Origin of the sequence: Pseudomonas sp. p50(2008) (genome assembly GCF_015351605.1) — a bacterium.
In the GTDB taxonomy this organism is placed as follows: Bacteria; Pseudomonadota; Gammaproteobacteria; order Pseudomonadales; family Pseudomonadaceae; genus Aquipseudomonas.
Map to the genome: position 1 here is coordinate 340,871 of NZ_JACMYF010000005.1, position 12,702 is coordinate 353,572.

Below are 12,702 nucleotides of genomic sequence, written 5' to 3' on the forward strand. Positions count from 1 at the left end.
AAAGCTTGCTCGCGATGAGGCCAGCGCGTCCAACATCCATTCAGGCTGACACGCCGCCATCGCGAGCAAGCTCAGTTCCCACAGTAAAACGGTGTCTCAATCCAACCCATGCTTACCACAAATCTTGTGGGAGCCGAGCTTGCTCGCGATAGGGCCATAACATCCACCCTTTCTGTCGCCTGATTCGCTGCGGTCGCGCAAGCTCAAGCTCATACGGTTATCTCAACCCGAGCGCGAACCTCGCCCCGACACAAAATGGCTCACGTCATTAAACCCCGGTGTCGATGCATGCCCCGGCGTCACCAGGGAATCAATAAATGTCTCATCCTCGGCCGTGATCTTCACCGCCTGCGCCTTGGTATACGCGTCCCATTGCTCCTCGGTTCTCGGCCCGACGATGGCCGACGTCACAGCACCATTGTTCAACACCCAGGCAATGGCGAACTCAACAATGCCGACTCCGCGACCCTGAGTGTATTGCTGAATCTGCTGAGCGATGCGCAGCGATTCCACGCGCCATTCGGTTTCCAGAATACGTTTGTCGGCGCGTCCGGCTCGGCTATTGGCGTCGGGAGCAACATTGGGCGTGTATTTGCCACTGAGCACGCCACGGGCCAGCGGACTATAGGGCACCACACCCAACCCATAATTCTGCGCCGCGGCAATCTGCTCGGCCTCAGCCTGACGGTTGACGATGTTGTACAGCGGCTGACTGATCACCGGTCTGTCGACGCCCAGCTTGTCCGCCACGCGAATCACCTCGGCAATGCGCCAGCCCCGATAATTGGACAGGCCCCAATAGCGAACCTTGCCTTGGCGAATCAGGTCGCCAATGGCCGACACCGTCACCTCCAGCGGCGTGTTGTGGTCTTCACGGTGCAGGTAATAGACGTCCACATAATCAGTGCCGAGGCGCGTCAGGCTGGCGTCGATGCCATTGAAAATGTGCTTGCGGCTCAGGCCGCTGCGGTTCGGTACACCGTCCACCGGGCCGAAGCCAACCTTGGTCGCCAATACCCATTCGTGGCGATTGCCGGCGACGGCTTCGCCGACGATCTCCTCGGAACGGCCGTTGGTATAAACGTCGGCAGTGTCGATGAAATTGATGCCCTGGTCCCAGGCCTTGTCGATGATCCGCAGGGAATCTTCGGTGCTGGTCTGTTCGCCGAACATCATGGTGCCCAGGGTCAGGGTGGACACCTGCAGGCCCGAATGACCCAGTGTGCGATAGCTCATGAGCAAATCCTTTTACCAGCGGGAAAGGTTCAATCAGATACCAGAACTGCACTGCGGCGTAAACCCGATGTTTAACGACCAGTTACACGACCTGCATACCGTCGAACCCGGACTGTCAGCAGGCCAGGGTGGCGGGTTTGCCGATTTGAGATAGGGTTGTGCTAGGACTCCGAACGCGACAGGGAAAATCATATGCGTTACTCAGCCTTGACCCAACGTATCGCCGGTGACGGAGCGGCGGCCTGGCGTATTCATGATCGAGCGCTTGAGTTGCGTAAACAGGGTGCTGACGTCCTGCTGCTGTCGATCGGCGATCCGGATTTTGATACCCCTCAACCCATCGTGCGTGCCGCCATCGATAGCTTGTTGGCCGGCGACACTCACTATCCCGCCGTTCGAGGAAGCCAAGGCTTGCGCGACAGCATCGCCCGGCGTCATCGCCAGCTCAGCGGTCAGACAGTGGATGCCGAGCAGGTGATCGTGTTCCCCGGGGCGCAATGCGCGGTGTATTCGGTGGTGCAATGCTTGCTCGATCCGGGCGACGAAGTGCTTGTAGTCGAGCCGATGTACGTCAGCTATGAAGGCGTGTTTGGCGCCTGCGGGGCCAAGGTAGTGCCGGTGCCGGTACGGTCGCAGAACGGCTTTCGGGTCGATCCGGCGGACGTGGCGGCACGCATTACGCCAAATACCCGCGCGCTCTTGTTGAACAGTCCGAACAACCCCTCCGGCGCCAGTCTGCCGCTGGACACCTGGAACGCCTTGACCACGCTGTGCGTGCGCCATGATCTGTGGTTGATCAGCGACGAAGTCTATAGCGAGCTGTTGTACGAGGGCGAACACATCAGTCCGGCGAGCCTGCCTGGCATGGCTGGACGCACCGCAACCATCAATAGCCTGTCCAAGTCCCACGCCATGAGTGGTTGGCGGGTGGGGTGGCTGATCGGGCCGACAACCTTGTGCGAACATTTGGTGAATCTGTCGCTGTGCATGCTGTTTGGCATTCCGGATTTTATTCAGAACGCGGCGCAATTGGCCCTCGACGAACACCTGCCGGAAGTGGCACTGATGCGCGAGGAGTATCGCCAGCGTCGCGACCTGGTGTGCGCCAGTCTGAACCACTGCCCTGGCATCCGGACGATTCGCCCCGATGGAGGCATGTTTGTGATGGTCGACGTGCGCCCCACCGGGGTGTCTGCCCAGCGCTTCGCCGAGCGGCTGCTGGAAGTTTACGGCGTGTCGGTGCTCGCCGGAGAAGCGTTCGGACCCAGTGCGGCAGGGCATATTCGCATCGGTCTGGTGGTGGACAGGCAGACGCTGGCGGACGCCTGCCGACGCATCGCGTTGTGTGCGGTGGACTTGCTTGAGGCGCGGCGGGCCTGAAGGTTTTGCCTGTCTCAGAGCTCGTTGGCATCAGATTAACCCCTGCAGGATTACATCCCCCAGCGCAGTTTTTTTTGCGGTACCTGTCAACTTTGACAGTTACGCTTTTTCTTGCTTCAGCGCCTAATTACTCCCGAGGTCAGTTCGGCTTGCTGTACAGCGCGTTTGCTCGGCTGTAGGCAGAGCCCAATGTGGTTGACCGACGTAAGGCCATAACACGGCCTATGGTTCCAATAGCGTGTCAGGAGAGAAAGACATGGCGAATGAAGCGAGTCGGCTGCAGCGACAAAAGGCAAGCGCGGACTATTTGAAAATGCGCAATGAGTATCGGGCGAACCTTGCCGATCTGGAGATCGTGATCAACGATGAGGATTATGCCGACAAAACAACCGGCCTCCTAGATGGGCCCAGGCTACGTAACGGGCTGCAGGTCTACATCCCGCCTTGGACAAACACGGCTCCGCCGGGGGCCTCTGACAAAGTCGAACTGTTTTTGGATACTGGGTCGGGGGCGGGGTGGGTGCCGGTGGGTGAGCACGAGTTCACGGCAGCGGCGGATGGGTCTTTTCCGGAGGACTTCCCTTATGAAATGACCGTCGACACTAATCATCTTCCGGACGACGCGACGTGCAAGCTGTACTACAAGTTTACCGATTACACGGATTGGGAGACGGACTCATCGGAGACGACGGTCATCTGTGATCGGATGCCGCCTTACAAGCACACGCCACCCGCCGTATTGAAATTGTCTTCCGAGTATCTGGATGATGCCAACCTGCCGGACACGGGCCAACTCACTGTCACGATCCCGGGTTATCCGGACTGGAAAGACAGCGATAAAATTGCCATTTACCTGGTGGATGCCGCATCGATTCCTGATGATCCGACAACCGCTCCGCTGATGTTCTTCGGCTCTGTTCCTTCGCCCGGTACTACCGATACACCGGTGCAAATCCCTGCCGCGAAAATCCGGGACTTTGGAGATGCGGAATGCGTGCTTCTCTATGTGTTGATTGATAAGGCAGAGAACCCCAGTGCCGTCTCGGTAAATAAAAACGTCAGCCTGACCTTCGGACCACTTCCAGATAATTTAACGCCACCGCGAGTGCCTCAAGCGGTGCCGGGCCCGTTGCTAAACGAGCATGTACGAGTGGGTGTGAGTGTCTGGATCGACAAGTACGATAACTGGAAGGCCGGTGATAAAGTTCGTGTGACATGGGGTGCCACTCGCGTAGAACCGGACCTCGACTTTGTCGACATGCCCACCATGGAAGTTCCGGTGTTGCCTGCCCAGCTCATGTTGCTAGAGTACGGGCAGGCCACCACCGGCATTAAACAGACTGCGGTCAGTTATCAGATTTTTCGCAAGGGACGCCCGTTCCCTGCCGCCCCGCTATCTGGCAGTTTCCCGGTGAACTTCCAAGTGCCGATCCCATGGCTGCCCTGGCCGCCCGTCGATTGGCCAATTGGTTTTCATCCGGATCTGATTGCAGGGGTGGTGAAGAACTTCGACGGCTCCAGAACCAATGAATTAACAAGAGCCGACAAGGAGAAAGATGCCAAATTCACCTTCGAATGGTATTCGTCGGCGATAAATGGCGATGTAGTCGATTTTTTCTGGAATGGAATTGAGGCCGTCAAGGCTCAAGTCGTCTTTGACGATACCGCCCATACCCCGGGTGAAGATCTGACTGTCGACATCCTTTGGGAATACATCAAGATGGGCGGTAACGGCGACACGGTGCCTGTGCACTATCAGGTCAGCAGACCCGGTGTGGCAAACAATCTGCCTTCAGAGCCCCAGCCTGTTGACGTCAACGCAATAGCGGTTGAACTGCCTGCTGCAAGCTTCCCGAAAATCGCTAATCCAACCGGTTATCCTGGCTGCGGGTCGCTGGAGCTTGACGGGTCGTTGAAGGTTCGGATACCCGACCTTACCGACATACTCGAGGTTGGCGACACCATCAGTTTCGAGTTCATCCCCATGATAGGCGACGATCTAAACTCCCCCGAAGCTCCAATTCCAGGTGTGAAATTCGAAAAGGTTTGTAAGTTGGGTGACTCTGGGTTCCCCCTCACCGGTTTCGACTTTGAGGTCACGCCTTACAGCACTTATATCAAACCGCTTTATGATCAGAACCCGAGTCGTAGGGGGCGCGCGAAAATCCAGTATTTCTTCAATGACGGAACGGAGAATATCGGGTCCGCTGCGTTAGTTACTCGCACAGCGTTCCATGGGCCGACCGACGAGTGTCCGATTACACCGTAGTTGCGTTTCCTGGGTCGGCACGGGTGGTTTGCATTCGTGCCGACTTCTTGTTCGAGCAATGTTTAAGGATCCGGTCATCCAATAACCAAGGAGAGTTGGCCTGTTCTTTCAGATTAGTCCTACATATCTTTCGCAGGAAGTTTCGTAGGATTCGCGACCTTTTAAAACCACGATCTGAAAGGCGGCAAGAAAGTTGCCTTTAGCCGACAGAATCAGGAGCGACACCATGCACGTCAGCCACACCTTCTCAATTTCACCGCTCGCACGAATGCTCAAGCTTGCCACCTTGGCACCCATGCTGTTGATCAGTCCCTGTGCGCTGGCGTTATCGGTGGTTGAAAATGGCAATTCAAAGACGATTGGTGAAAGTACGGCGCAAGACAGTTGGCTGGTGCGCGGCGGTTCGAGCCTGACGGCTAACAACGCCACTACCGACCAGATTCGTGGGGAGGGTGGATCGACGCTGGTGCTCAACAACGTCAAGGCGACGGCCGCGGGTACAAGCAACGGCGTCGAGGTGTCCAACAGTGATGTCACCATTAGCAATAACAGTCGGGTGGTCAGCGATCGAACAGGCTTGCGTCTGCTGGCGACGGTCAATGGCGGCTCTACCGCGCAGGTCAGCAACAGCGAGATTGCTGGCGGTCAGTTTGGTGTGAGCCTGAGCGCGCAATCGCGGTTGACGCTGAACGCCGGCACCACCGTCATCGGCACAAATGCCAATGGAATTGGTGTGCAGAGTTTTGGTGGTCAGGTTTTGACGACGGACAGCAAGATCGTCGGCGGTCTTAATGGTGTCAGCTTGTTCACCGCCAACAATCTTCCCGCGGACAATGCACTGGTTCTCGATAAGACCGAAGTCGAAGGCCTTACCGGTTCGGCCATCATTGTCAATGGCCTGACCCAGACCAACACCGAGCGGTCTAACATTGAAGTGAACAACGGTTCCACGCTCAAGGGCGGCAATGGCACGTTACTGGAAGTCATCAACCGTTCTTCGGTGAATTTCAACGTTAATAACAGCCATCTGGTGGGTAATGTCATTGTGGAGGATGGCAGCAATGCCGACGTCGCACTTGACCAATCGGCAACGCTGACCGGGCGTCTGGAAAACGTCCAGAACCTGGCGATCAGCAACAATGCACGCTGGGTCATGGTCGGTGACGGTCAAGTGCAGAACCTGACGTTGAACGGCGGTGGTGTCCAGTTCGGCAATCCGGGCCAGTTTTTCAATCTGTCGGTGGAAACGCTCTCGGGGGAGGGCGGGACGTTCTACATGCACAACAACTTCACCACGGGTGAAGTGGATACTTTGACCGTGACAGGCAATGCCAGTGGTAACCATTTTGTCTCGCTCGACAGCCAGGGCACTGAGCCGGTGGAGGTGGGTTCGAAGGCCGTGGTTCATATTGGTTCGGGTGACGCCAACTTTGCTCTGGCCGGTGGCGCCGTGTCTCTGGGCGCATTTTCGTACGACCTGATCAAACAGGGCAGTAACGAGTGGGTTCTGGACAGTGCCAGCCGTGTTATCAGCCCGGGCACTCAATCGGTGATGGCGCTGTTCAATGCCGCACCCACCGTCTGGTACGGCGAACTCAGCACCCTGCGTTCTCGCATGGGCGAAGTGCGTATGGATCACGGCAAGGCCGGTGGCTGGGTCCGTGCCTATGGCAACAAATACGATGTAAGTGAAAGTTCCGGCGTTGCTTACAAGCAAACCCAACAGGGCATTTCATTGGGTGCCGATGCGCCGCTGCCCATGGGGGACGGGCAGTGGCTGGTCGGTCTGTTGGGCGGTTACAGCAAGTCCGATCTGGACATGAGCCGGGGCACCACTGGCGAAGTCGACAGTTACTACCTGGGTGCCTACACCACGTGGCTGGATGCGCAGAGCGGTTACTATTTCGACGGCGTGCTCAAGTACAACCGCTTCCAGAATGAATCTGACGTTCGCCTCAGTGACGGCAAAAAAACCAAAGGCAATTACGACACCAATGGTATCGGTGCCTCGCTGGAGTTTGGGCGCAACATCAAACTGGCGGGTGACTATTTTGTCGAGCCCTACGCTCAACTGTCCGGCGTGATTATCCAGGGCGCGAGTTACGACCTGGACAACGGCCTGGCCGCTGATGGGGATCGTGCGCATTCTTTATTGGGTAAAGCCGGCGCTACTGTCGGTCGCAATTTCACCTGGGCCGAAGGCAAAACGGTACAACCGTATTTACGTGCTGCCTATGTCCACGAGTTCGCGAAAAACAGTGACTTTGAAGTCAACAGCAACCGTTTCAGTACCGACCTGTCGGGTTCTCGCGGCGAGCTGGGTGCAGGTGTGGCCATGACGGTGACTGACAAAGTTGCCATGCACGTCGACCTCGATTACAGCAATGGCGACAAGATTGAACAGCCTTGGGGCATTAATGTGGGGGCCCGTTACAGCTGGTAACTGGCTGGCTTTGTTTCTTAAGTTCCTTGGCGTTCTACCAGCAGATCAATGTTCTTTTCATAACGCCAGTAAGGGAAGCCCAACGTGGGTCTCTCTTACTGGCTTTAGTTCGAGGAGTTCTGTTCATGGTCCAGTTCAAAGATGCCCGTCTTTCCACGACTATCACTATGCCTGCGCCAGAGATTGTCGGTTTGCTCCCGGATGTGGCAGGTGGCGAAACCAATCTGTTACCAGAGGCATTGACCCATGCCGATCTAAAGGTCTGGTTTACAGTGCCGGCACTCTCCAACCCTGACTTGGCAGAGGAAACAGTAGAGCTGATCGTCGATGGCACTGTTTTGCCTGAAGCCACCTGTCGATGGAACACTCCCATCGACGACACGGATCGGTATCTTGAATTACCCCAAGTCTGGTTGCGCAATAATGATGGAGAGCACCGGTTAGAATATAAGGTGACGATCTACAATGGCGAGACAGAAGATTCATTCGAATTGGTGATGACGCTCGACACTCGAGCGCCATTACTGACAGCCAGCAATGAGTTGGTTTTCCCCGCTCCAGTCCTCCATCCCAACAAACTCACCGCCCACTACCTTTCTCAAAACAGCGATCAGGTCACAGCCGCGCTCCCTGCGTACACAACGCCCCAACCCTGGGACCGCATTACCTGGTACTGGGGCCCAACGCCAGGCAACCTGGAGGTGGGCGGCGTCATTGAACTGGACGACAAAAATTACGCTGACCCTGTGGTCGTTACCATTGCGGGTGAGTTGATACGCGACAGGGGCGATGGCTGGCGCTATGTGTGGTATCGGGTGCAGGACCGTGCGGGGAATGAGAGCCAGCGCTCCGAGCCGGTGGAGCTGGATGTGGCCGCCACGCCAATACCACGAAAATTACCGTGGCCTACCGTTGAAAAAGCAGTGGGCGAAAATGAGATGCAGACTCTGGACCCCCTGCTCGCGAATAACGGGGTTGGGGTTGTCGTAGAAGTCCCACAAGACGCAGTTGTCTATCCGGAAGAGCAAGTGTGGGTGCAATGGGGGGTGCCTGGAACCTTGGGCGCTGCTCGGGTCAAGTTGCCGATCCCTGGTCAGCGTCGCTATCAGATTGAGATGAAATCGGTCGCGGCTCATATAGGCAAGAGTTTGCCGGTCTCTTATATCGTCGTCGACGACAAAGAACAGGAGCATCCTTCCACCCCTCGACAACTGACGGTTCAAACCATTCCTTCTAACCGGCTCAAAGCAGTCAAATGCGACGGGCTCACGGGTGGAACCTTGAGCTACAAGGAAGTTGCACAGCAGGGCGCGCGGCTGACGCTGGATGTCTGGCCCTTAATGACGACGGATCACTGGATTATGATTACGATGACCGGTCTTGACGCTGCGGGGCGGGAAACGGTGCACGACGCTGTCCAAAAACGGGCCGTCACCACTCCGGAAGTTTTTGGCGGAATTGGCGGGAGCACTGAGGTTAGGGTAAGCAAAGTCTTTCTGAATACGCTAAGACGCAACGGGCCCTTAACAGGTAAGGTGTATGTAAGTTTTGATGGCGGGCAAACCTGGCCGCACGTAAATGCTCCCAATTTTCCATCGCTTTATTTGACATTCGTGGATTGAGTGACGAGAAGCCATATCCTGGCCCTGTAGGTCAGGGCCAGGATATTGTCATTTATAGGTGATGGTGAAGTTCAGCGTACCTTTTGCCTCCCCGGGCACAATGTCTCGGCTGGCGTCGACCTGATAGTAGCGCGCAGCGAATCTCAACTCGGTTTCACCGCTGGTGATCTGCTTTATCGGGACTTCGGTGTTGAGTTCGATGGGGGTCGATTGGTTTTCCATGAGTATCTGAATACCTACGCCTTTTGCGTCCGATGCCGAATTCAGGGTGAAGACGCCGGGAATCGCCGGAGTGACCGGGACCGAGCCGCCTGCGCCTTCGAAGTTGATGTTGGCGTAGGCGTTGTATTGGTTCGTATCATCCGCAATACAAGACTTCAAGTTGATGGAGAACGGTATGGCGGTTGTGGTGTAACCGGGACCGGTAAACTCCGACTGGTTCCATTCCCCCAGAGGCACAGGGGTAACGCTGACCGTGCTGCTACCGCAGTGTGCCACAGTGACATTACCGTTGAGGCCGGCCCTGAAGGCCTTGCCCGGGATGCCCGCGAAGGTCCCGCTAAACAACTCTTGCCCATTGAAAGTTTGCAGACCAGGAGCAATAGGCCCTGTCTTGATCAGTGTGATGGAGGATTCGAGCAACGCGAAGTTTAAGTTCGACGCTCCCATGGTGCCTCGATGGCTTGCGCTGAAGGGCACAATCGAGCTTCCAAAATCGGAAACAAAGGAGTTCATGGCAGAGCCATTGAACGGAAAGCCCAGTTCGAATTGTGCGGCGACACCGGGAATATTGGTCGGCAACAGTGCGCTGGTTGAACGATAGGCTTTGTTACCGTGAAACGTGTCCTGAAGGGGGGGCACACTGGATTGAGCGTTGAACTTCAAGGTGACAGTGTTATCGCTTTTACTGCAGAGAATGGATCGCCCCTCGGCGTTAGGGGTTCTTCTGAAAACTTTTTTGCTGATCACGCTTCCTACGGGGGCGTCCCGGGGCACATAAACGTCTTCCATTCGTTGAGTGAATGTCATGATTCCGGAACCACCACCGAGCCATTCACACGCATTGTCGGTTGCCAGGGCAACAGGTGCCTGGCCACCCGCTACCAGGCCCAACAGTCCAGTCAAACAGCGTAAAGTTGGTTTCATGTTCGTTCTCCTGGATGGACGGGGCGCGAAGGCAGGGCCGTCCTCTTGCGCAAAGGGTTAGACCGGGCAGCGATCAGCGACATGTCAGATCCTGTAATCGATAACCCTGTGCTTGTTCCATGTCCTGCGGGTTGATGTGCAGTTGGCATCGAGTTGCTGTCTCCTCGCCCCAGCTCACGTCCAATACCTGGGGACCGTCGCTGATCGATAACATGGCCTGGCCAGCCTGGCCGACCATGCCGATGACATTCCCTTCGTCATCGGTCAGCTGTGCCCCGAACGGCAGTATCTGGCCATTGGCGGTTCTGCCCGTAATGACCAGCCGGGTGACGGTCCGTGCGGGGAAAGTGGTCTTGACAATGGCTCCACGCCTTGGAACTACCTGGGCGGTGCCGTTATCGATTTCCACTTCCGGCGCCAGCTGATCGGTTTGCAGCATGACTTGATTGACCCGGTAGGGCCGCAGATAAGGCGCGAAGGCAAAACCGCGGTCGTTGGTCTTGACCCCGACGGCATTCACGACACCGATGCCGGGGATGCCTGGCACCTCTACCAGCGCGGTGGTTTCGCCCAGATACGGGCCGGCCTCGATACCGCCGGCGTGCACCAGCAGTGCGCCGCTGGCATTGGCGGAAATGTTGCGGTAGTCGCTGCCTTGAGTAATGCCGGCACCGACGCCGCCGAAGGAAGCCTGATAGCCGAGCGACAGTGCGCCGGACTGTTGTTGACGGTCGTCATTGCTGACCGAGGCCAGATAATTCAGGCGGCTCTGGTCGGTAGTTCCACTCAGGCTTGCACGCTGGGTTAACGTGTCACCGCTTTTCTGCGTATCGAACGTCGCGTTTGCCGAATGGCCGAAATCCAGCGCCATGCTGATGCTCAGGCCGAACAGTCGGTCATTGGTACGAGTGTCGTTCAACGATTGCGAGGCAAACAGGTTGTAACCCACGCCCCGGTGGTAGGTGTTGAAGTTGAACTGGAACTGACGCTGTACTTCTTCGCTTCGCCAGTAATCCTGTTGCGACAGAGTCAGACTTAACGAACTGCGCTGGCCAATGTTCTGAAACGCTGACGCTTCCAGTCGGTTGCGACGGCTGCCGCGGAAATTTTCGCTCTGGCTGCGTTGCTGTACGGCTTCGTCAAAGTCCCGATAGCCTTCGGTAGAATAACGGTACCCGGCAAAACGCAGATTGGTCCTGGTGGCGAAAGACTTACCGTACTTCAGCGCATAGCTGGAGCCTTGGACATTGCCGGTATCCAGCGTGTCGATATCGGCACTCGACTGCGTGACATCTAACGCCAATGCACCGATTGGCCCCAGGTCCTTGGCCACGCCCAAGGTGCCGGCGCGATAGAAATCACTGGCCATCAAACCACCATAGAGTGTTGAGTTCCACACGGTGCCCATGGCCAGCGTACCTTGCCAGAGCAGTGGCTCCTCAAGGTGGTCAGCGCCGTTGTAGCGCCCGATTGCACCGCTGTAGCGCCACACCCCTTCACGCAACAGATTGCTGATGGTGGAGTAGGGTTGGGTAAAGCGCCGGACCTGGCCGTCAGCCTCGGTCAGGACGACTTCCAGGTCACCACTGCCGCCGCTGATGCTCAAATCGTTGATTTCGTAGGCCCCAGGGCTGACGTAGGTGGAGTAGAGGGGATATCCATTCTGGAACACTTCAAGTTTGGCGCGGGTTTGCGCGACGCCACGGATGATCGGCGCATACCCTTGCAATACGTCAGGCAACATCCCCAGGTCCGAGCTGATGAGTGCGCCTTTGATCGGCTGGCTCTTGAACACATCGCCGCTGGTGAAGGTTTCGCCCAGTGTCAGATTGGCATGGGTGCCGGGTAAATCACGTTGCGCGAAGGTCTGGCTTCTGGTCCATTCACGCTTACCGCTTTCGTCCTGGCGCAGCGACTGGTTGCTGCGCAGCCGCCAGGCGCCCAGGTTGAGGCCGCTATTGAGATACAAGTCATCGCTACTCCGATTTCCGCTCGTACGACTGGAACGCTGTTGCGCCGATACCTGATAACTGACAAACGCCGCATTGATGCCGTAGTCCCAGCGTTCGGGGTCGACCTGGCCGACGACATCGCGACGCATGGCAATCTGCGGGATCGAAATGGACAGCAGCAACTTGCTGCTGTCGAAGTCGAAGTCGGCACCCGGGACCAGTGCTTGCAGATCAACGCAGCGGGTTTGCAACAGGGTGGGGTCGGCCAGGCTGTCAAGACGAACGCCCAATTGCTCCAGCAGGTCGGGCGAAAGGCAGGGCAGCAGGCGGTCGCCTTCGGAACTCAGTATGAACTCGATCTCTCGCGGGACTGAATAGTCGCGGTTGACTTGAATATCGACTCGATAACGTCCCGCCCCCATGTCAAGATTCTTGGATAAAGCGCTCAGGGCTAACGCCCCGGCTTTATTGATATGCTCCGGGCTTTGGCGCATGAACGCCGATTGGAATTCTAGGGTGGGTGCTGCCAGCACGGACTTTGTTTCGAATAGTGCGCTACTGCCGCTGCCGAGCAGGAACAGGTGCACAAGGCGTAGCCGGCGGGGCGTGCGCCGGCATCCGGTTGATAAACTCATGGATGTCTTCCAGACAGTG

Annotated in this window: 7 protein-coding genes; 4 read left to right on the forward strand and 3 right to left on the reverse strand. The window is 56.8% G+C overall.

Features of this window, described 5'->3' with window-relative positions; genetic code table 11:
• Window positions 1-222: 222 nt before the first annotated feature.
• On the reverse strand, window positions 223-1,236 hold the full coding sequence (locus H7698_RS16300; protein WP_194692084.1) for an aldo/keto reductase: 1,014 nt from the start codon (window positions 1,234-1,236) through the stop codon (window positions 223-225).
• A 192-nt stretch (window positions 1,237-1,428) separates the two neighbouring features.
• On the opposite strand from H7698_RS16300, the gene H7698_RS16305 reads away from it, so the two are divergent.
• The 4 genes from H7698_RS16305 to H7698_RS16320 all read left to right on the forward strand — a co-directional run bounded on the left by H7698_RS16305 (window position 1,429) and on the right by H7698_RS16320 (window position 8,950).
• Window positions 1,429-2,616: a pyridoxal phosphate-dependent aminotransferase gene (locus H7698_RS16305; RefSeq protein WP_194692085.1), complete on the forward strand. Its 1,188-nt coding sequence runs from the start codon at window positions 1,429-1,431 to the stop codon at window positions 2,614-2,616.
• 256 nt (window positions 2,617-2,872) lie between these two features.
• A complete protein-coding gene (locus H7698_RS16310) occupies window positions 2,873-4,885 on the forward strand; it encodes a hypothetical protein (RefSeq protein ID WP_194692086.1) in 2,013 nt (670 codons plus the stop codon).
• Between the two features lie 226 nt (window positions 4,886-5,111).
• Window positions 5,112-7,328: an autotransporter outer membrane beta-barrel domain-containing protein gene (locus H7698_RS16315; RefSeq protein ID WP_194692087.1), complete on the forward strand. Its 2,217-nt coding sequence runs from the start codon at window positions 5,112-5,114 to the stop codon at window positions 7,326-7,328.
• 125 nt (window positions 7,329-7,453) lie between these two features.
• Entirely contained in the window at window positions 7,454-8,950 is a 1,497-nt protein-coding gene (locus tag H7698_RS16320; protein WP_194692088.1) for a hypothetical protein, read from the forward strand.
• Between the two features lie 48 nt (window positions 8,951-8,998).
• Here H7698_RS16320 and H7698_RS16325 read toward each other — a convergent pair whose 3' ends face one another.
• Both H7698_RS16325 and H7698_RS16330 read right to left on the reverse strand, forming a co-directional pair.
• Entirely contained in the window at window positions 8,999-10,096 is a 1,098-nt protein-coding gene (locus H7698_RS16325; RefSeq protein ID WP_194692089.1) for a fimbrial protein, read from the reverse strand.
• A gap of 73 nt (window positions 10,097-10,169) precedes the next feature.
• Window positions 10,170-12,683: a fimbria/pilus outer membrane usher protein gene (locus H7698_RS16330; RefSeq protein WP_194692090.1), complete on the reverse strand. Its 2,514-nt coding sequence runs from the start codon at window positions 12,681-12,683 to the stop codon at window positions 10,170-10,172.
• Window positions 12,684-12,702: the final 19 nt, after the last annotated feature.